The following is a 19,819-nucleotide window of genomic DNA, read 5'->3' as shown; positions in this document are numbered from 1 at the left end:
AGGTGAGCCGTACCCGTCGTTCTCCCGTACCAGACCAGGCATGTATCGAGGCCCAGGGCCAGGCCCGCGCGGCGGCAGCCGAGATCGGGCGTCCTGAGTGGGTGGGCGAACACATCGGCGCCCAAGTGGAGGGTGACCGCGTCGTCACCCACCTCTTCGCGTGCCTCGATCCCGCCTATCCCGGTTGGCACTACGCCGTCACGGTCGTGCGCGCCGCCCGCGCCAAGTACGTCACTGTCAACGAGTCGGTGCTGCTGCCCGGGGCGGAAGCGCTGCTCGCCCCCGAATGGCTGCCCTGGAAGGAGCGCCTGCGCCCGGGCGACCTCGGCGTCGGCGACCTGCTGCCGAGCTCCGCGGACGACGAGCGGTTGATGCCGGGCTACTCCCAGGCCGCCGAGGACGAGACGGCCGAAGACGGCTACGACAAGCAGATGGTCTGGGAGCTGGGCCTGGGCCGGGCCCGGGTCCTCTCGGAGACGGGCCGTGAGGCCGCCGCCGAGCGCTGGTACACCGGCACCTCCGGCCCCGACAGCCCGATCGCCAACGCCGCCCCCGCCAAATGCGCGACCTGTGGTTTCATGACCCCGCTGGCGGGCGAGTTCCGTCAGATGTTCGGTGTCTGCGCCAACGAGTACGCCCCCGACGACGGTCGGGTGGTCTCCCTGGACCACGGCTGCGGCGCCCACTCCGAGGCCGAGCTGCCCGCCGGCGGGCCCGAGCCGCTCACCCCGGTGGTCGACGAGATGGGCTACGACAACATCGTCTTCGACGACACCACCGAGCTCGAACTCGTCGCCTCGGGCACCCCGGCGGAGTCGAAGCAGCCCTGACCAAGGCCGGACCCGCCCCGCGCCGGGCCCGGCCTTCCTCGTCCGATCGCGGTGGGCCCGCTCCGGCGGCCGGAGTGCCTCCCAGCGGGACGCCCGCCCCGGCGCGGGGCGGCCGAAGACGACGCCTCCGTTCGGGAACCGGTTCCGGTCGGGGGCGTCTGAGTTGGAGACCATCGATCTCGCGAGGAGTGAGCACGTGCGCAGTGAGCTGTTCCAGCAGGCACAGGAGTCCGGACAGCAGGGGATGACCCTGCAGAACGCCAGGATGCTGAGGGTCTCCTTCGACGGGGAGTTCTTCGCCCGGCAGGGGGCGATGGTGGCCTACCAGGGCGACGTCGACTTCGCCTACCAGGGCGCGGGCGGTGTCGGCCGGTTCTTCAAGAAGGCGTTCACCGGCGAGGGCCTGCCGCTCATGAAGGTCTCGGGGCGGGGCGACGTCTTCCTCGCCCGGGACGCCTGGGAGATCCACGTCATCGACCTCGAAGACGACTCCGTCACCGTGAACGGCGAGAACGTGCTCGCCTTCGAACCGGGACTGGAGTGGGACATCCGCCGGGTCGAGGGCGTCGGCATGGCCGCCGGGGGCCTGTTCAACACCGTCTTCACCGGCAGGGGGCGGGTCGCCATCGCCTGCCACGGCACCCCGGTCATGCTCGACGTGGACCAGCCCACCTACGTCGACACCGACTCGGCGGTCGCCTGGGCCACCTCGTTGCAGACCAGCGTGCGCAGGACGGCCAAGATGGGCGCGCTGATCGGCCGCGGCAGCGGTGAGGCGTTCCAGCTCGCCTTCCAGGGCCAGGGGTTCGTCCTGGTCCAGGCGTCCGAAGGCCCGCAGGTGGTGGCCCAGGGCGGCTGACCCGGACCGCTTCCCGCGGCCTCCGCGGCGGGAAGCGGGGATCAGTCCAGGTCGGCCTCTGCCAGCAGGACCGACAGGGTCTGCGGGTCGCGCAGCAGGGCCGCGACGAGGTGGCGGCGCGACCACTGGCCGGTGGACCAGCACAGGGCGCGGGCCAGGCCGTCGGTCGTCGCGGTGTGCAGGTGGCCTCCCGCGCAGCGCCACTCGACCGGGACGCCGTCCACCCGCAGCTCGTCGTGGTGCAGATAGGTCAGCGGGCTCGGGCCGAGGAGGACCCGCACCTCGTCGGGGACCGGGCGGACGTCGCCCGAGGAGGTCACCCGGCCGTCGACCACCTCGGAGGCCAGGTCCAGGTCGAGGACGTCGGCCAGGGCCGCGGCGCGGTCGGCCGGCAGCAGCACCGCCGGGCGGTCGGCCAGCAGCGGCAGCAGGTCGGGCGAGTCCAGGACCACCGCGTCCTCGGCGTCCACCACGACGACCGCGCCGCCGCGCACGGCGCGCACGGCCGCGGGCGGGGACACGTGGTCGTCCGGGACCCCGGCCAGCGCGGTCCAGATCCGGCGCAGCGACTCCCGGGACACCTGGCGCTTCGGGTCGCCCAGGCGCTCCAGCAGGTCGTCCGGGCCGTCCGGGTCGGCGAGGAGGTCGTCGAGGCTCGTGCGCACCCCCAGGGCGCGGGCCAGTTCGGGGTCCAGGTGCGCCGGGATCTCGTCGTACAGGCCGGTCAGCGCGGGGTCGGCGTCGGCGGCGCGCAGCTCCACCGGGGGGCTGCCGTCCAGCAGCGCGCCGGTGCGCAGCCACCACGCGGTGTACGAGGGCACGTCCACCGAGCGGCCGTCGCCCGTCAGCACCCGGGTCGGCTCCACCACGGCGCCGCGCGGCCCGGGCACGGCGAGCAGCGCCAGCGCCTGCGGCCAGCGGTCCTCGCGCACGAACTCCAGGTCCCGCACCCCCATCAGCTCCGGCACCACCGGAGGCAGCGAGAGGTCGCCCAGCAGCGCGGTGACCTCGGAGGCCCACTCCTCCAGGCCGTCCAGCGGAAGGTCGTCGAGGCTCTCCTCCAGCGCCTCGCCCAGCGTCACGTCGTGCCCCCTGCACACGGCGAACAGCCGCAGCACGCCCACCGCCTCCAGGGTCTCGGAGTCGTAGGCCTCGGCCAGGTCCTCGGCGAGCACGCCGAAGGGGGCGTCGTCGGTGAGGATCTCCAGCAGCGGGCTGTCGGGGAGCAGCAGTTCGGCGGCGGGGGAGTAGCCGCCCTCGTCGTCGCGCAGCGCCAGATCGGCCAGCCACGGCGCCTCCTCCAGCGTGGTGGCCGAGGCCGCGACCAGCTCCAGCACGGCCTGGGCGATCTCGTCGGGGTCGTCGGCGTCCAGCGAGTTCTCCACCGCGGCCCTGGTCAGCGGGTCGGTCAGAACGGCCCGCTCGTTCGCCTCGATCGCGCCGAGCCTGGTCAGCAGCGGGTCCACCGCCTCGGGGTGGACGATCCGGAGCCCCAGCGGGGTCAGCGCCCCGACGTCCAGTGTGCCGCTCGCGAAGGACGAGCCGACGGGAAGCAGCAGCCCGCGCGGGCCCCGCACCAGCCGCCCGTCCAGGAGGGGGACCGGCAGCGCGCCCAGTTCGCCCAGGTCCGCGCCGTGCTGCCCGGCGGCGCGCAGCGCGGCGTACAGGCGGGCCCACCACCTCGGCGGCCGGTCCAGGTCGCCGAGCAGGTCCGCGAGGTCGGCGAGTCCGATCCGGCGCAGCCGCAGCGCGCGCAGTCCCGGGTGCCGAAGGTTCCAGTCGCCCGGCAGGGCGTTGGGCAGCAGGTCGGCCAGGACCTCGACCAGGTCCGCGCCGCCCTCCACGACGACGGCGTCGCGGGGACGTACGGGGGCCCCGGACGCGGTCTCCAGGAAGGGCGCGTCCTGGAGGGCTTCGGCGGCCCGGGCCCGGAAGCGGGCGTCGAACTCGGCGCCGCGCATCAGGTCCAGTGGAACCAGGTCCCAGGTGGCCCGGGCGTCCAGCAGGCACAGCAGGTCCGCGTAGGCGGTGGCGGCGGCGGTGGCGAGAGCCTCCGAGGCGGGTCCGGGCGCGATCCGGCGGCGGTCCGGGGCCAGGGGGAAGGTGCCGACCAGCAGCGCGGGGACGTGCAGCTCCTCGTCGCTGGGGGTGGGCGCGTGCACCACGCGCGGCACGTCCGCGGGCAGCCCCGCCACGGTCCCGGCCGGGTCCACCGCGACCGCCCAGGTCAGGGTCCAGTCGAGCTGGTCGCGCTCCTCGGTGGGGCGGTCGGCCAGCGCGTCGGGGGCGAACCGGCCCGAGCGGGTGAGGGTGCGCCAGTGGATGGCGCGCTCACCGGACGCGTCCACGACGCGGGTGGTGACGCGGCCCTCGGGGCCCGGCTCGGAGCCGAGCGTGCGGACCTGGCCGTCCACGTCGATCTCGACCTCGGCCAGCCACGGCAGGGCCAGGAGCAGCGCCTGCCCGGTCTCGGCGAGCTGGGTCGCCAGCCGGGCCCCGGCGTCGGCGTCGCGCAGGACGAGGGTGACGGCGCTGTCGTAGCCCTCGGGGGCGCGGGCGTCCTCCTCGAAGGGCAGCCGCAGCAGCGGCACCCGGCCGCCGCGCCGCCGCAGCTCGTCGGCGAGTTCGGGTCGCGCCCGGCCGCCGTCCACGAGTTCGGACCGCACCAGCGCCTCGGCGCGCTCCCTGCTCCACCGGACCGCGCCGTCCCGCGAGGCGACCAGCACGTCGTCGCAGACCGAGACCACGGCGGTGAACCCCACCCCGAAGCGGCCCACCGCGCCGTGCGCGGCGTCCCGCTTGGCCGAGGCCCGCAGCGTGGCCAGCGACTCCACCCCTTCGGGGGTCAGCGGAGCGCCGGTGTTGGCGGCGGTGAACTCCCGTCCGCGCAGGGCCAGGCGCAGCCGTCCCCGCTCCCCGGCCCGGTGGGCGGCGTCGGCGGCGTTCTGCGCCAGCTCCACGACGACCCGGTCCCGGTAGCCGCCGAGCGCGTAGTCCTCCTCGGCGTTGGCGTCCTCCCTGAAGCGCGCGGGCGAGTCCGCCCACCCGTCGAGAACCCTCCTGCGAAGCTCGCCCACGCCGAACGGGTCGGCCTTCGTCTGCGTCATGGGGACCTCTCCAGAGCCGGTGCTGCACTACGGTACGCGACCACCCGGTCGCCTCCGGGCCGGTCCGCCCCCACGCCCGGATGAAATCTCCGGAAAACCTGTGGTCTCCTCGGTGATCGTGACCTTTCCGGGGTCTCAATCGCCGCTGAGACCCCGGAAAGGTCACGATCACCGAGGAAACCGTCGAGGGGTTAGCGCGCCACCCGGAAGAAGCCCTCCGCGATCAGGCCGCGCAGGACGGCGGGGGTGCGCTCCCGCAGCGTCGCCGGGTCCTGGCCGGTCAGCTCGGCGATGGCGTCCAGCAGAGGACCGGCCGGCATCGTGCCGTCGCACACGCTCGCCAGGGCCGCCTCGACCGTTCCCACCTGGGCCACGCGGCGCAGGCCCTCGGTCTGGCGCAGCAGGATCCGCTCGGGGTCCGGCGCGCCCGGCGCGCCGACGCGCTCCTCCTCGATCCCCGGAGCCAGGGCCACGTGCGCGGACAGCAGGGCCGCGTCGGTGAGGCGGTGCGCGGTCATCGTGCCGTTCACCACTTCGGGCAGGTAGGGGCCCACCGGCTGGGCGATCTCGTGGCGCAGTTCCTCCACCCGGACGGTGGCGTCCTGGGCGGCGTCGTTGCGCAGGCAGATCCAGCCGAAGCCGATCCCCTTGACGCCCTCGCGGTCGAAGTAGTCGAGCCAGGCGTCGTAGCGCAGGGCGTACTCGGGGGAGCCCTGCTCGCACGAGTCGCGCAGCCACAGCTCCACGTACTCGGCCGGGTCCTGCACGTCGCGCTGGACCACCCAGCCCGAGCAGCCCGTGCCCTCGACCCACCCGCCGACGCGGTCGCGCCAGTCCTCCCCGTCCACGTGCAGCCAGTTGGCGAGCAGTTGGCACCAGCCGCCCTCGGTCAGGTGCGCGGGGGCGCCGCGGATGATCTCGGCGCACACCGAGTCGCCGGGGAGGTCCGACTCGCGGTAGGTGTAGCGGGCCGAGCCGGGGGTGACCACGAACGGCGGGTTGGAGACGATCAGGTCGAAGCGCCGCCCACCGACCGGCTCGTACAGCGACCCCTCGCGCACCTCGACGTTGTCCAGCCCGGACAGCGCGCAGCTGAGCCGCGTCATCCACAGGGCGCGCGGGTTCAGGTCGGTGGCGCACACCCGGCCCGACCGTTCGGCCAGGTGCAGCGACTGCACCCCGCAGCCGGTGCCCAGGTCGAGCGCGTTCTCCACCGGGCCGTCCACGATGAGCCTGGACAGGGTGGCCGACGCGCCGCCCGCGCCCACCACGTGGTCCGGTCGGGGATGGCCGCGCCCGGGGCGCACCGTGGGGTCGGAGACGACGTAGCCGGGGCGGCCCCCGCCCAGCTCCCACGGGCCCAGGTGCACCAGCGCGCGCACCCGGCCGTCGCGCACCGACAGCAGCCCGGCCTCGGCGAGTTCGGTGACCGGCAGGATCGCGCGCGCCGCGGCCTCGGGGGCGGCCTCCTGGAGCCACCAGAGGCGCAGCAGCAGGCCGAGGCGCTCGTCGCCGCCGGTGGCGCGCAGGGCGGGGACCAGCTGCTCGCGGGCGAGCGCGCGCGCCGCGGTGTCGCCGAGCCGGTCGCGCACACCGGACACGGTGTAGTCGGCGTCGAGCAGGATGCCGCGCAAGCGGTCGGCGAGGTGGCGGGAGAGGGGGCGGAGCGATTCGGACACGCACTCATTATCAAGGACGTGCGCCGAATGTCGGGACCGGTGGGGGAAGGCCGGCGGCCGGGGCGGGCGCCCGGGGTCAGGCGGACCGGTTCCGCCCGTCGGCCTCGCTGCGCCTGCGCAGCAGCCAGGGGATGTAGAAGAACGCGAACACGCCCAGTCCGATCCCGGTCACGCAGACCCAGATCCACCAGCGCTCCGCGGCGGCGAGGTCGTCACCCCGGGCGAGCAGCACGACCAGGGCGACAGCCCACGCCACGGAGCCCACCGCCGTGGGCACGCGGTAGTCGGTCTCGTGGACCTCGGGGTCCGGTCGGCGGGGTCTGCGCACGCTCCAAGGCTAGACGATCGCCCGGAGCCGCCCGGCGAGGAGTGGCGGCGGCCGGATGTCCCCCCGGAGGAAAACGCCCAGAACAGTAAAAACCAGTAGGAATCTGAAACTGCCCTGACGTGGCAACGTGACCATCGTCTGTCAGGCTTGAGCAAGTGAACGAACCGTCCAATCCCACTGCCCCGGGCGCGGGGACCCCCGCGCCGACCGGATTCAAAGCCGCCGTCGACCGCTACTTCCAGGTCTCGGCGCGCCGGTCCGACTTCGCGCGCGAGTTCCGGGGCGGCCTGGCGATGTTCTTCGCCATGGCCTACATCATCGTCCTCAACCCCTTGATCATCGGCACCGCGGTCGACATGAACGGCGACCTGGTCGGCGGCGCGTCGGACCCCGGCGTGGCGATTCCCATGGTGGCCGCCGCCACCGCCCTGGTGGCGGGCGTGCTGAGCATCCTGATGGGTGTGATCGGCCGCTACCCGTTCGGCCTGGCGGCCGGAATGGGCCTCAACGTGATCGTCGCCGTCACCATCGCGCCCCAGATGACCTGGGCGGACGCGATGGGCCTGGTGGTCATCGAGGGGCTGATCCTGTTGGTCCTGGTGTTCACCGGGTTCCGCGTCGCCGTCTTCCGCGCGATCCCGGCCGGGCTCAAGACCGCGATCGCGGTGGGCCTGGGCCTGTTCCTGACCCTGGTGGGCTTCGTCAACGCGGGCTTCGTGCGCCGCGTCCCCGACATCGCCAACACCACCGTGCCGGTGCAGCTGGGAGACAACGGCCTGAACGGCTGGCCGATCCTGGTCTTCGTGATCGGCCTGGCGCTGACCGTCGTCCTGATGGTCCGGGGGGTCAAGGGCGCGATGCTGATCGGCATCATCACTGCCACGGTGGTCGCGCTGGTCGTGGAGGCCGTCGCCGAGGTCGGCCCGATGAGCGACGGGCAGGGGAACGTCAACCCGACCGGCTGGTCGCTGAACGTGCCCGAGCTGTCGGGGCCGGTGCTGGCCCTCCCCGACTTCGGCCTGATCGGCCGGTTCAACCTGCTCGGCGGCTTCGAGCACATCGGCGTCGTCGCCGTGATCCTGCTGGTCTTCACGCTGATCCTGGCCGACTTCTTCGACACCATGGGCACCATGGTCGGGGTGGCCGGTCAGGCGGGCCTCCTGGAGGAGGACGGCGACCTCCCGGGCGCGCGCAACGTCCTGGTGGTGGACTCCCTCGCGGCCGTCGCGGGCGGCGCGACCTCGTCCTCCTCGGCCACCGTCTACGCGGAGTCGGCCGCCGCGGCCGGGGAGGGGGCCCGCACCGGACTCGCCTCGGTCGTCACGGGCGTGCTCTTCCTGGTGGCGACGCTGTTCTCGCCACTGGTCAACCTCGTCCCGTTCGAGGCGGCCACCCCGGTGCTCATCGTCGTCGGCTTCCTGATGATGACCCAGGTGACCAAGATCGACTTCACCGATCTCGGCGTCGCGATCCCGGCCTTCCTGACGATCGTGGTGATGCCGTTCGCCTACTCGATCGCCGACGGCATCGGGGCGGGCTTCGTCAGCTACGTGGTGATCAAGCTGGCCCAGGGCAGGCCCAGGGACGTGCACCCGTTGATGTGGGTCGTCGCCGCGGCCTTCCTCGTCTACTTCTGCCTGGAGCCGATCCAGGCGGCTCTGGCCTGACCCCCGCGCTTCGCGTCTCGCTCCTCGCGCCCCGTCCGCCTTCCGGTGGGCGGGGCGCGCGCACGACTGGGATCATGGTTCAACGCTTGTTCTCTGTCGGAATCCCCCGGCGCGAGATATCGTTAGCAAGAGTAATGAGTCATGCTAATGAAGTATCCCGACGTTTCCCAGCAGACCGGCACGGACGCCGGTCTGGCCGCGGTGCTTCGCATGGCCGTGGGACGGCTGGCCAGGCGGCTTCGCGCGCAGCGGCCCGACTCCTCCCTCTCCTTGGGGCAGGGCGCGGTGCTGTTCGCCCTGGCCCGGCACGGCACGATGACACCCGGCGCGCTCGCGGAGTACGAGAAGGTGCAGCCCCCGTCGATGACCAGGATCGTCTCGGCCCTGGAGGAGCGCGGGCTGGTGCGCAGGATGAAGCACCCGGACGACCGGCGCCAGCAGCTCGTGGAACTCACCGACGAGGGCGCCCTGCTGGTGCAGTCCGACCAGCAGCGCCGCGAGGCGTGGCTGACCCAGCGGCTCGCGGAGCTGACGAGGGAGGAGAAGGCGACGCTGCGCACGGCGGCGGAGATCCTGAACCGGCTGAGCCGGTCCTAGCCAACGGGGGAAGCGGCGGGGTATCCGACGACACCGAGGAGCACGCCACGCACCCCGCCCCGGACGAGCCCCGCCCCGACCAGGACGCCGCAGCGGACGACCCCGGCCGCAGGCCGGGCATGTTCCGCTCGCTGCGCGTCCGCAACTACCGCCTCTTCGCCCTCGGCCAGGCCGTCTCCAACAGCGGCACATGGATGCAGCGCGTCGCCCAGGACTGGCTGGTCCTGCAGCTCAGCGGAGGCAGCGGCGTGGCGCTCGGCGTCACGACCGCCCTGCAGTTCCTTCCCATGCTGTTCCTCGGCCTGTGGGGCGGCGCGCTCGTGGACCGCCTCTCCAAGCGCCGCATCCTCATCGCCACCCAGGCCCTGATGGGAGTCCTGGCCCTCGGCCTCGGCGTGCTCGCCACGCTCGGCACCGCGCAGGTCTGGCACGTCTACCTCTTCGCCCTCGGGCTCGGCCTGGTCACCGTCGTGGACAACCCGGCCCGCCAGACCTTCGTGATCGAAATGGTCGGACGGCGGGACCTTCCCAACGCGGTCGCCCTGAACAGCGCCAGCTTCCAGCTCGGCCGGGTCGTGGGTCCCGCTGTGGCGGGCCTGCTCATCGCCGCCGCCGGCACGGGGCCGGTCTTCCTGGTCAACGCGCTGTCCTTCACCGGCGTGCTCGCGGGCCTGGCCATGATGCGGCCGGGCGAACTGCACGTGAGCGAGCCCGCCCGGCGCGCGAAGGGCCAGATCCGCGAGGGGCTGCGCTACGTCGCGGGCCGCCGCGACCTGGTCCTGCTGCTCGTCATGGTCGGCTTCGTGCAGCTGTTCGGCTCCAACGGACAGAACCAGTTCGCGCTCATGGTCAACAACGTCTTCCGGGCGGGAGCCCAGGCGTACGGCCTGGCCGCCGCCTGCTTCGCGGTCGGCGCGCTCGCCGGGGCGCTGCTCGCGGCCCGGCGGGAGGAGCCCCGGCTGCGGACGCTGCTGTTCGGGGCGTTCATGTTCGGAGTCCTCCAGGTCGTCGCGGGATTCATGCCGGCCTACTGGGCCTTCGCCCTGGTCCTGGTGCCCATGGGGGTCGTGTTCATGACGTTCACCACCACGATGAACGCGTTCTTCCAGCTCAGCGTGGAGGCGAGTATGCGCGGCCGCGTCATGGCCATGTACATGCTGGTCTTCCTCGGGGTCGCGCCCATCGGCGCGCCCGTCGTGGGCGTGCTCGCGGACGTCTTCGGTCCCCCGGTGAGCCTGGCGGTCGGCGGCGTGGTGAGCGTGCTGGTCACCTCCCTGGTCGCCGTCGCGCTCGGGCGTAGGCTCGGGGTCGGCGTGCGGATCACTCCGCGACGCCCCTACGTCGAACTGACCCGGCGCCCCCTCAGGGAGCCGGCCGCCTGACCCCGGAGGTCCGATGCGCCTGTTCGCCGCGCTCGTCCCGCCCGCTGCCGCGCTCGACGAACTGGCCGCGGCGGCGGCCGCCGCGCGCGGCCGCCGCGACGGCCTGCGCTGGACGTCGCGGGAGGACTGGCACGTGACGCTGCTGTTCCTGGGAGAGGTGCCGGACGAGGGCGTGGACGCGGTGCGCGCGGGTCTGGCCCGCGCGGCCGCGCGGCACCGGGCGATGACGCTGGGACTGGGCGGGGCCGGGACCTTCCCGGCGGACCCCGCACGCGCCCACGTGCTGTGGGCGAGCCTCACCGGGGACGTCCCGGAGCTGACCGCGCTGGCCGCGGAGCTGCGCGGGGCCGCCGTCGCCGCCGGCGTCGGGGTGGAGGACCGCGCCTACACGCCGCACCTCACCCTGGCCCGCTCCCGCCGGGCGGCAGACCTGTCGGCCCAGCGCGCGGAACTGGACGCCCTGGACACCGAGCGCTGGCGGGCCGCCGAGGTGCGGCTCGTGCACAGCCGTCGCGGGGGCGCTCCCCGGTACCGGACCGTCGACACCTGGGCACTAACCTGAGCACGCGGAGCAGAACCGAAGGCCGGAACACTGGAAAGACCGCGAGGAAGCCGGGACGTCCCATGAGCATGCTCACCAACAACCGGAAGCAGCGCTGGCTGCTTCCCGCGGTGCTCGCGGCGATCATGCTCGTCGTCGTCGTGGGCGCCCTGCTCCAGTAGGCCCGGCCCCCGACGGTCCTGGCGCCGGAGCCCCGCGGAACCGGATGCGAGGATGTGGACCATGACACCAGGCGTCCGCGTGCGGTTGACGGTTGCGGCCATGATCCTTCCCGTGCTGCTGGGCGCCGGGGCACTCCCCGCGCAGGACCGGGAACCGGCGGAGTCCCCCGGGGCGTCGGCGGGCGAGCGGGTCCCCGAGGGCACCGAGACCGCCTTCGCCCTCACCGACCCGCGGATCGCCGAGTCCAGCGGGATGGCGGCCTCGGTACGGCACGAGGGCGTGTACTGGACGCACAACGACAGCGGCCCGCAGTACGGCCCGGACGTCTACGCCGTCGACGAGCGGGGCGAGACGGTGGCCACGGTCCGGCTGGCCGGGGACGGGGTGGAGGCCCGGGACTGGGAGGCCGTCGCGGTCGGGGCCGACGACGCGGGCGAGCCGGCGGTCTACGTCGCGGACATCGGCGACAACTACCAGGGCGGCTGGCCGGACGTGCGCGTGTACCGCCTGCCGGAGCCCCGCGACCTCGTCGACCAGACGGTCACGGCGACCGCGTTCACCCTCGCCTACGCCGACGGAGGCCGCGACGCCGAGGGCATCCTCGTGGACCCGCGCGACAACCGGCTCTACGTCGTCAGCAAGGAGCTCGCGGGCGGGCTCTACGCCGCGCCCGAGCGGCTCGACCCCGAGGCCGTGAACACCCTCACCAGAGTCGGCCCGGCCCCGCTGTTCGCCACTGACGCGTCGTTCTCGCCGGACGGCGGGTACTACGCGATCCGGACCTACTGGAGCGTGGCGGTCTACGACGCCTCCGAGGGGGTCCCCGGGCGGAGCACGGCCCGTCTGGGGCTCCCGGAGAGCGACCAGGGCGAGTCGCTGGCCTACACCCGGGACGGGACCGCGCTGCTGGCGGGGACCGAGGGGGTGGGGAGCCCGGTGTGGCGCGTTCCGCTCCCGGAGACGGAGCCCGCCCCGGCCGCCCCGAGCGAGGAGGAGTCGCGGCCTTCCGGCGGGGGAGAGGCGTCCGGACCCCGCGAGGACGGCGGAGCGGGCCTCCTCATCCTCGGCGGCGTCGGCGTCGCGCTGGTGGTCGTCCTCGCCATCACCTGGCTGGCCCGCAGCGGCTGAGGGCTACTTCCACTCCGAACCGGGGGGGAACTCCGAGGTGTCCAGTTCGATGTCGAACGGTGCCGGAACAGTGATGGCCCTGCCGAACGAAACCGTGTGGTGCACGTCGTACCGGCCGTTGTGGGGCTGCTCGTACAGGGTCACCGACGGGCCTGTCGGGTCCCAGGCGTCGACCAGCAGGTAGAGCGGAACCATGCCGTGCGCGTATCCGGCGAGTTTCTTGACGCGGTCGTCGGTGGCGTTGTCCCTGGAAGTGATCTCCACGACGATGAGGGCCTCGTGTGCCGCCAGCGGTGCCTTGGACTCCCGCACGATGGACCGGGGGATCACAGCGAGGTCAGGGATGAAGAGCCGACCGGTGACGGCGATCCACAGCCCTACGGTCTGATAGAGACCGGTCTTGTCTGGCTTGGCCGGGTGGAAAGCGTCCTGAACCAGTTCGGCGATGAAGTTGTGCGGGTTCGAGGGGGGCGACATCAGGCTGATCTTTCCAGGATCGATGATCTCGGCCCGCCATCCGTCGGGCACGTCCAGCTCCTGCCAGGCGCGCAGCACGTCCTCGGGATCGGGTTCCATGGAATGGGGACCGGTTTCCATCACAGCGAGACTCATTTCGCTACGTCACCTCCTGGGCCGGAAGTGTAACCGCATCGCTTCCGGCCTGCCCGTCGTCGTCCACAGGATAAAGAAGCACCGGCCGTTTCACACGGTCCGCAGAGGCGGGGAGGCCGTTCTCCCGGTCGCGGCGCGGCCCCGACCGCGCCGCTCTCCCGGGTCAGCCCTCGTCGAGGAAGACCTCGCGGGCGAGGAAGGCGTGGCGGGAGTGGTCGGTGAAGACACCGTCCACGCCCGCGGCTCCGAGCGAGGAGGAGTCGCGGCCTTCCGGCGGGGGAGAGGCGTCCGGACCCCGCGAGGACGGCGGAGCGGGCCTCCTCATCCTCGGCGGCGTCGGCGTCGCGCTGGTGGTCGTCCTCGCCATCACCTGGCTGGCCCGCAGCGGCTGAGGACTACTTCCACTGCTTCGCGTCGGGGAAGTCCGAGGTGTCGAGTTCCAGTCCGAACGGAGAGGGAAGGCTGGCCTTGGCGCCGAAGGGCACGGTGGTGTGCCTGCGGTACCGCCCGTTCTCCGGATCCTCGTACAGGGTCACCGAAGGCCCTTCCTCGGCCCACCGGTCGACCAGGAGGTACAGCGGGACCAAGCCGTGCGCGTATCCCCGCAGCTTCGTCCTGCGATCACGGTCGCCGTTGCTCTTGGAAACGATCTCGACCACCAGGAGCGCGTCCTCGGCGGAGCACGGGAGGTCCGCGCCGTCATCCAGCATGGCGCTGTCGGGGATGACGACGAGATCCGGTACGTAGAGGTCTCCCAGTGAGTCGATACGCAGCCCCAGTGTCTGGTAGACGTCCCATGTCTCGGGAATGGAGCGCAGCAGCGCCCGGGACACTTTCGCCGCGATGAAGTTGTGCGGTCTCGAAGGCGGCGTCATCAGCCTGATTTCTCCATCGATGATCTCGGCCCGCCAGCCTTCGGGCACGTCCAGCTCCTGCCAGGCGCGCAGCAAGGGGTTGGAATCAGGCGTGTCGCCACCGGAAACGGTTTCCATCACAGCGAGACTCATTTCGCTACGTCACCTCCTGGGCCGGAAGTGTAACCGCATCGCTTCCGGCCTGCCCGTCGTCGTCCACAGGATAAAGAAGCACCGGCCGTTTCACACGGTCCGCAGAGGCGGGGAGGCCGTTCTCCCGGTCGCGGCGCGGCCCCGACCGCGCCGCTCTCCCGGATCAGCCCTCGTCGAGGAAGATCTCGCGGGCGAGGAAGGCGTGACGGGAGTGGTCGGTGAAGACGCCGTCCACGCCCGCGGCGAAGAACGCCTCGTACTCGGCGGCGAAGGCCCCGTAGGCGGTCGGGCCGCCGCCCGACCGCAGCGACTCGGGCAGGAAGTGGTTCTCGCTGCGGAAGGTGTACGGGTGCACGAGCAGGCCCGCGTCGTGCGCGTCGGCGACCAGGGAGGTCGGCTCGCCCAGCTCGCCGTCCTCGGTGACGGCGACGACCAGTGACTTGTCGGGTCCGATCGCGTCGGCGAAGGCCGCCACCCCGGCCAGCCCCTCGCGGGTGGTGAAGGGCGCCCACCGCTCCTCGGCGCCGATCAGGAGGACCCGCGGCAGCCGGAGTTCGCCCAGCTTCTTCAGGCTCTCGGGCTCGAAGGACTGCAGGAACACCGGTACCTCGGGCTCCGGCCCGGCCAGGCCGTGCTCGCGCAGGGTCCGGATCAGCGGCGGCTCCAGGCCGAGGCCGGCCGAGGCGTGGTGGGCGGGGTGCTTGGTCTCGGGGTAGACCCCGATGGGACGCCCCAACTCCCTGGTGAGCGCCTTGGCCAGCTCGATGATTTCCACCAGGGTGGGGACCGGGTAGTCGCCGTCGTGCGCGGCGTTGTCCGGGCGCACCGAGGGCAGCCGCTCCACCGCGCGCAGCGTCCGGATCTCCTCCAGCGTGAAGTCCTCGGCGAAGAAACCGGTGACCTCGACCCCGTCGATGGTCCGGGTGCCGCGGCGGTCGGCGAACTCCGGGCGCGACGCCACGTCGGTGGTGTGACCGATCTCCGGCTCGTGCCGGGCGATCAGGTGCCCGTCCTTGGTGGAGACCAGGTCGACCTCGATGAAGTCGCCGCCGTAGCGGGCCCCCAGCGTGTAGGAGGAGAGGGTGTGCTCGGGCCGGTGGCCCGACGCGCCGCGGTGCGAGATGATCTTGATGTGGGGCAGCTGCTTGTTCCTGCGCAAGGCCGGGTCCGTCCGTGTGGGGCGAAGCGAAAGGGCCGGCCCCGGTGAATCCGGGACCAGCCCCTATGTCTATACCGAGGTCGGCGGTCAGGCCAACCGGCCCACCACGTGGTCGACGCACTCGGTCAGGGCCTGCACGTCGGCCGGCTCGATCGCCGGGAACATGCCGACCCGCAGCTGGTTGCGGCCGAGCTTGCGGTAGGGCTCGGTGTCCACGACGCCGTTGGCGCGCAGCACCGCGGCCACGGCGGCGGCGTCCACCTCGTCGCTGAAGTCGATCGTGCCCACGACCTGCGACCGCTGCGCGGGGTCGGCCACGAACGGGGAGGCGAAGGCGGACTTCTCGGCCCAGGCGTAGAGGATGCCCGAGGACTCGGCGGTGCGGCGCACCGCCCAGTCCAGTCCGCCCCGCCCGTTGATCCACTCGATCTGCTCGGCGAGCAGCAGCAGGGTGGAGACCGACGGGGTGTTGTAGGTCTGGTCCTTGCGGGAGTTGTCCACCGCGGTGGGCAGCGAGAAGAACTCCGGGACGTACCGGTCGGTCGCGGCGATCTCGGCCACCCGCTCCAGCGCCCGGGGCGACATGACCGCGATCCACAGCCCGCCCTCGGCCGCGAAGCACTTCTGCGGGGCGAAGTAGTAGACGTCGGTCTCGCTGATGTCAACGGGCAGGCCGCCGGCGCCGCTGGTGGCGTCCACCAGCACCAGCGCGTCCTCGTCGGCGCCCGCCACCCGGCTGATCGGGGCGGCCACACCGGTGGAGGTCTCGTTGTGGGTGAGCGCGTAGACGTCCACACCGGCCTCGGCCCGCGCGGCGCCGTGCGTGCCCGGCTCGGAGGAGACGACGGTGGGCTCGGCCAGCCACGGCGCGCCCTTGGTGACCTTGGCGAACTTCGAGGAGAACTCACCGAACGACAGGTGCTGGGACTTGCCCCGCACCAGGCCGTGCGCGGCGATGTCCCAGAACGCGGTGGTGCCGCCGTTGCCGAGGACGACCTCGTAGCCCTCGGGGAGGGAGAAGAGGTCGGCGAGGCCGGACCGCACCCGGCCGACGAGCGATTTCACCGGCTTCTGGCGATGGGAGGTACCGAGGTAGGCGGTACCGGAGGAGGCCAGGGCGCTCAACTGCTCGGGACGGACCTTGGACGGCCCGCAGCCGAACCGGCCGTCGCCGGGCAGGAGGGTCTCGGGAATGTGGATCTCGGTCACGCCGTCAGCCTACTCGGACGACGCGCTGTGCCGCAGGTGAGGGGGAGGAAACAGCGGCCGTTTCGGCGGGGCCGGAACCGGACGGCCGCGATTCGGTGAATCAGGTGGCACCAAACCCGGGTTCAGGGAAGAAAGAAAGGACGCCGCCGTTCTCCCGCGGCGTGCCCCCCAGAAAGGCATCCTGTTTCGTGACAGAGGATCAGCGACAGGGCTCCGCGCCCCCCGACGGAAGCCCCGCCTACGTGCCGGAGTTCCTCGACGCCTACGACAAGGCGCGCCGGCCCCTCGGAAGAGAACTGGTCGCCGGCCGCCGCAAGGCCGAGCGGCGGATCCGGCGCCGCCGCCCCTGGCGTTTTCTCAGCCGCGGAGACGAGGCCGTGGAACAGCGGCCGCTCCCCGTGCTGGAGCTCCGGGCGGGGGAGGAGCCTCCCGGCGCCGACGCCGGGATCATCACCGGGTTGCTGCTGGCCCGCAGCGCCAACCAGCCCGTCGCGGTGCTGGCGGAGGCCGAGAGGACCGACCCCGAGAAGGCCCCGAACGGAGAGGGCGGCGCCGCGGAGGACCTGCTGCGCACCGAGGCCGACGTCAGAGGGCTGGTCGAGGAGTTCGCGAAGCGGCGGACAGAGGTTGCCGACCCCGACTGGAGGTCGCCCGATCCGCTGGAGTTCCCCAGGACCGAGTCCCTGCTGGCGCTGTTCCAGGTCTTCGGGACGCAGGCCGAGAGCTCGGGGCGGCCGTCGGGGGGCTGGCTCGAACCCCGGGAGGCGGACAGCGGGGTCAGGAGCTCCCCCGAGATCGCCGAGGCACTGCGGTCCAGGGCCGCGGAGGAGCGCTCCGCGGCCCGGCGCGGCGCGGGGGACGACGGCCGGCTGCGGACGGCGCGGTCGGCCCGGGTGTGGGCCGTCCGCGCCGGACAGGGGGTCCTCGACGGCGTCGGCAGGCTGGTCTACCAGGTCCTCTACGCGGGCCTGTACACCGTGGTCGACAGGATCCGGGGGAACGACGGCAAGGACGGGAACGTCCCGGCGTTCGACTGGTTCGACCAGAAGGTCATGACGCCGCTGGGCTTCGTCGTCAACCTCCTGCTCGGCCTGTTCCTCCTGCTGGGCGTGCAGAACGTGCCCGACCTGGAGACCCTCGAGCAGGTCATCGCGGTCCTGGTCTTCTCCTTCATCGCGCTCCTGCGCGGACTGGTCTACCTGTGCTGGAGCCAGCCGTGGCGGCCCTACCGGTGGCTGACCGGGCAGTTCTCCCTGCAGCCGGAGACCGAGCAGTCCCTGTTCCCGGACCACCGGATCGTCGCCCAGGAGGTGGGTCGGGCCTACCAGGCGGTGGTGTACGGGCCTTCGGGTCCCGGCCTCGGCAAGAGGCGGCGCGCCGAGCTCGGAGAGAAGGCGCACCGGCTGCGGCTGCTCCTGGTCAACGCGGTCCTGGCGGACCTGGAGGAGGCCTACCCCAAGCGCCGCTACCGGACGGCGTTCGACCGCCCCGTCCTGATCGCGGACCGGACCGCGACCCGCTGGGACGGCGTCTCGGAGTCCCCGGCCCGGCGCATCGACCTCGTCGAGGCGATCGAGGAGGTCCGCACCACCGAGTACGCGCCGGACCCCCTGGTCGTCGTCACGGTCGTCCCCGGCCCGGTGGGAGCGGACCGGCCGCCGGACGCGCCCGAGGACCGGAACGGCGAGAGGACGCTCGTCCAGGAGATCACCGACTGGGCGCTCCGGCGCCACCGCGGCGCGCACCTGGGCCCGAGCCGGGTGCTCTCCTGGGACCTCGGTCCCACGGCCGGGGCGCGGGCGGCGCTGGGCGGCAGGATCCCCGACGGCCTCAGGGGACGCGAGGCCAGGGTCCCCAGCAGGAGGAGGAGACGGCAGGAGGCCCTGCGCCGGGCCGTCGTCAGCCTGGCCGTGCTGGCGCCGCTGCTCGGGGCCGGCTGGGCGGTGGACCACTTCAACGGCGAGTGCTGGCGCCCGATGGTCCGGCACCAGGGGGTGTGGGGGGCCACGACGGGGAGCGGCGCCAGGGACTGCGTCGGCTTCACCGACGGCTCGTTCCCCTTCGACCCGAGGCTGGAGTCGGTCCAGGACCGGATCAGGGAGCAGAACGACGCGATCGACACGAAGAAGGACCCCTATGTGACGGTGGTCTACTTCGGGCAGATGTCGGTCCGCGACCCCGACGCGGACAACAGCAGGCTCGCCGGGGTCCAGGGCGAGCTCGCGGGACTGGCGCTGCGCCAGGAGATGCACAACGACGACGCCGTGAACCAGGGCGTCCCGCTCATCCGGCTGCTGCTGGCCAACACCGGTCCCGGATGGGCGCACGGGGAGACGGTGGCCGAGCGGATCGGCGAGGAGATGAGGAAGGACGACAGCATCATGGCGGCCGTCGGCTTCGGGCAGAGCCTGACCACGACGACGGCCACCATCGGGGCGCTCTCCAAGTTCGGGCTGCCCATGGTCTCCAGCACCGCGACCTACGACGACATCGCCCGGATCGGTGAGGAGCGCACCGACTTCTTCTTCCCCATCGCGCCGTCCAACACCCGCCTCGCCCGGCAGGCCGCCCAGTGGGGCTGGTCGGGCGCGGAGAGCGCCGACGGGAGTCTGGAGCCGTCCAGGTCGGCGGTCGCCGTCGCCGACGACTCCAGCACGGAGAGCTACGGGGTGGACCTGGCGGGCAGCTTCATGGCCCGGTTCACCGCCCTGGGCGGGGAGGCCGGGGCGGAGGCGGCGGAGGGCTTCCCGCCGGGGGTCGTCCCCTACGGCGGCGAAGGGCAGCCGAGCCTGCAGGACGTGGTCCGGGAGGTCTGCGCGGACCCGCCCGAACTGTTCTACTACGCGGGCCGGTCGGCCGACTTCGGCGGCTTCCTCAACGCCCTCCAGCAGACGGGGCGGTGCCCCGGCGGAGTGCGGGTCATGGGGTCGGACGACATCGCCCAGTACGCCACCGACAACCTGACGCACCTGGGGGACGTCAGCGGCCAGACCCCCGTCTACTACACACCGCTGGCGGCCACGGGCACCTGGGGGCTCACCGGGGGGAACGGGGAGCGGCCGTTCTACGCCAACCTGGCCCGCCTCAGCGAGGAACTCGACCTTCCCTCGGAGATCGACGTGACAGAGCACCAGGACCGGGTCCGGGGCCCCTCCGTCGCGCACGCCGCGATGGCCTACGACACCCTGACCGTGGTCTCGGACTCCGTCGACCGCGCCCAGCGGTCCCAGTTCGGCCCGGAGCGCTCCGATGAACCGCCGTCGGACCTGCTCTCCGCGATCCAGCGGACCAGGGACCTGGTCGGGGTCAGCGGGACGCTGGCCTTCGACCGGCCGGGCGACGGGTACTGGTTCGACGACAAGCTCGTGCAACTGGTCCAGGCGGGCCCCCAGGACACCCAGCACGTGCTGGCGGCGTGCGGCCGGATCACCTTCGAACGGTGGGCCCCGGGTCCCAACTGCCTGCCCTGAGACCCCGGGCGGCCCGAGGACCCGCCCACGGGAGAGGCCCCCGCGGCCTGTCGTCAGGTCG

At 72.8% G+C, this 19,819-nt stretch carries 16 protein-coding genes; 9 read left to right on the top strand and 7 right to left on the bottom strand.

What is annotated here, in order from left to right; all coding sequences use genetic code 11:
- The first annotated feature begins 2 nt into the window (after positions 1-2).
- Together EV190_RS02330 and EV190_RS02325 are read left to right on the top strand one after the other, a co-directional pair.
- Positions 3-830, top strand: a complete 828-nt coding sequence (locus EV190_RS02330; protein WP_243742285.1) for a DUF3027 domain-containing protein — start codon at positions 3-5, stop codon at positions 828-830.
- Between the two features lie 196 nt (positions 831-1,026).
- The gene (locus tag EV190_RS02325; RefSeq protein WP_133739710.1) at positions 1,027-1,689 is read left to right on the top strand and encodes an AIM24 family protein; all 663 of its coding nucleotides are present in this window, start codon (positions 1,027-1,029) and stop codon (positions 1,687-1,689) included.
- Between the two features lie 41 nt (positions 1,690-1,730).
- Here the strand turns inward: EV190_RS02325 and EV190_RS02320 are convergent, their stop codons facing one another.
- The 3 genes from EV190_RS02320 to EV190_RS02310 form a co-directional block, all read right to left on the bottom strand.
- Positions 1,731-4,796 (bottom strand): sacsin N-terminal ATP-binding-like domain-containing protein, encoded by a 3,066-nt coding sequence (locus EV190_RS02320; protein ID WP_133739709.1) that lies wholly within the window; start codon positions 4,794-4,796, stop codon positions 1,731-1,733.
- Positions 4,797-4,987: 191 nt separating this feature from the next.
- The gene (locus EV190_RS02315; protein ID WP_133739708.1) at positions 4,988-6,475 is read right to left on the bottom strand and encodes a DUF7059 domain-containing protein; all 1,488 of its coding nucleotides are present in this window, start codon (positions 6,473-6,475) and stop codon (positions 4,988-4,990) included.
- A gap of 76 nt (positions 6,476-6,551) precedes the next feature.
- Positions 6,552-6,803, bottom strand: coding sequence for a DUF2530 domain-containing protein (locus EV190_RS02310; protein ID WP_133739707.1), 252 nt, complete (start codon positions 6,801-6,803; stop codon positions 6,552-6,554).
- Between the two features lie 155 nt (positions 6,804-6,958).
- Between EV190_RS02310 and EV190_RS02305 the strand changes: the two genes are divergently transcribed.
- From EV190_RS02305 to EV190_RS02285, 5 genes are all read left to right on the top strand, one after another.
- Positions 6,959-8,470, top strand: a complete 1,512-nt coding sequence (locus EV190_RS02305; RefSeq protein WP_133739706.1) for an NCS2 family permease — start codon at positions 6,959-6,961, stop codon at positions 8,468-8,470.
- Positions 8,471-8,617: 147 nt separating this feature from the next.
- On the top strand, positions 8,618-9,067 hold the full coding sequence (locus tag EV190_RS02300) for a MarR family transcriptional regulator (protein ID WP_166655355.1): 450 nt from the start codon (positions 8,618-8,620) through the stop codon (positions 9,065-9,067).
- A gap of 119 nt (positions 9,068-9,186) precedes the next feature.
- Complete coding sequence (locus EV190_RS02295; RefSeq protein ID WP_133739705.1) at positions 9,187-10,449, top strand: MFS transporter; 1,263 nt, start codon at positions 9,187-9,189, stop codon at positions 10,447-10,449.
- A gap of 13 nt (positions 10,450-10,462) precedes the next feature.
- Complete coding sequence (gene thpR / locus EV190_RS02290; RefSeq protein WP_133739704.1) at positions 10,463-11,011, top strand: RNA 2',3'-cyclic phosphodiesterase; 549 nt, start codon at positions 10,463-10,465, stop codon at positions 11,009-11,011.
- A 213-nt stretch (positions 11,012-11,224) separates the two neighbouring features.
- Positions 11,225-12,301 carry a hypothetical protein gene (locus EV190_RS02285; protein WP_394345480.1) on the top strand — a complete coding sequence of 359 codons (1,077 nt, stop codon included), beginning with the start codon at positions 11,225-11,227 and terminating at the stop codon, positions 12,299-12,301.
- A gap of 3 nt (positions 12,302-12,304) precedes the next feature.
- Here the strand turns inward: EV190_RS02285 and EV190_RS02280 are convergent, their stop codons facing one another.
- Positions 12,305-12,898, bottom strand: a complete 594-nt coding sequence (locus EV190_RS02280; RefSeq protein WP_133740129.1) for a Uma2 family endonuclease — start codon at positions 12,896-12,898, stop codon at positions 12,305-12,307.
- A gap of 233 nt (positions 12,899-13,131) precedes the next feature.
- Here EV190_RS02280 and EV190_RS23235 point away from each other — a divergent pair, with 233 nt between their 5' ends.
- Positions 13,132-13,305 carry a hypothetical protein gene (locus EV190_RS23235; RefSeq protein ID WP_166655340.1) on the top strand — a complete coding sequence of 58 codons (174 nt, stop codon included), beginning with the start codon at positions 13,132-13,134 and terminating at the stop codon, positions 13,303-13,305.
- Between the two features lie 3 nt (positions 13,306-13,308).
- Here EV190_RS23235 and EV190_RS02270 read toward each other — a convergent pair whose 3' ends face one another.
- From EV190_RS02270 to serC, 3 genes are all read right to left on the bottom strand, one after another.
- A complete protein-coding gene (locus EV190_RS02270; RefSeq protein ID WP_243742284.1) occupies positions 13,309-13,905 on the bottom strand; it encodes a Uma2 family endonuclease in 597 nt (198 codons plus the stop codon).
- 178 nt (positions 13,906-14,083) lie between these two features.
- Positions 14,084-15,079: a glycerophosphodiester phosphodiesterase family protein gene (locus EV190_RS02265; RefSeq protein WP_133739701.1), complete on the bottom strand. Its 996-nt coding sequence runs from the start codon at positions 15,077-15,079 to the stop codon at positions 14,084-14,086.
- 87 nt (positions 15,080-15,166) lie between these two features.
- The gene (gene serC / locus EV190_RS02260; RefSeq protein WP_133739700.1) at positions 15,167-16,288 is read right to left on the bottom strand and encodes a phosphoserine transaminase; all 1,122 of its coding nucleotides are present in this window, start codon (positions 16,286-16,288) and stop codon (positions 15,167-15,169) included.
- A 188-nt stretch (positions 16,289-16,476) separates the two neighbouring features.
- Between serC and EV190_RS02255 the strand changes: the two genes are divergently transcribed.
- Positions 16,477-19,758, top strand: a complete 3,282-nt coding sequence (locus EV190_RS02255) for a hypothetical protein (RefSeq protein WP_133739699.1) — start codon at positions 16,477-16,479, stop codon at positions 19,756-19,758.
- The last annotated feature ends 61 nt before the right edge of the window (positions 19,759-19,819 follow it).

The organism is Actinorugispora endophytica (assembly GCF_004363075.1).
Classification (GTDB): domain Bacteria; phylum Actinomycetota; class Actinomycetes; order Streptosporangiales; family Streptosporangiaceae; genus Actinorugispora; species Actinorugispora endophytica.
Note: the sequence above shows the minus strand (reverse complement) of the source record. Positions and strands in the feature narration are given on the sequence as shown.

Coding starts and splice junctions, on each gene's coding strand:
- thpR (WP_133739704.1), top strand. CDS start 10,463: ATGCGCCTGTTCGCCGCGCTCGTCCCGCCCGCTGCCGCGCTCGACGAA.
- EV190_RS02270 (WP_243742284.1), bottom strand. CDS start 13,905: ATGGAAACCGTTTCCGGTGGCGACACGCCTGATTCCAACCCCTTGCTG.
- EV190_RS02285 (WP_394345480.1), top strand. CDS start 11,225: ATGTGGACCATGACACCAGGCGTCCGCGTGCGGTTGACGGTTGCGGCC.
- EV190_RS02300 (WP_166655355.1), top strand. CDS start 8,618: ATGAAGTATCCCGACGTTTCCCAGCAGACCGGCACGGACGCCGGTCTG.
- EV190_RS02295 (WP_133739705.1), top strand. CDS start 9,187: ATGTTCCGCTCGCTGCGCGTCCGCAACTACCGCCTCTTCGCCCTCGGC.
- EV190_RS02280 (WP_133740129.1), bottom strand. CDS start 12,898: ATGGAAACCGGTCCCCATTCCATGGAACCCGATCCCGAGGACGTGCTG.
- EV190_RS02320 (WP_133739709.1), bottom strand. CDS start 4,796: ATGACGCAGACGAAGGCCGACCCGTTCGGCGTGGGCGAGCTTCGCAGG.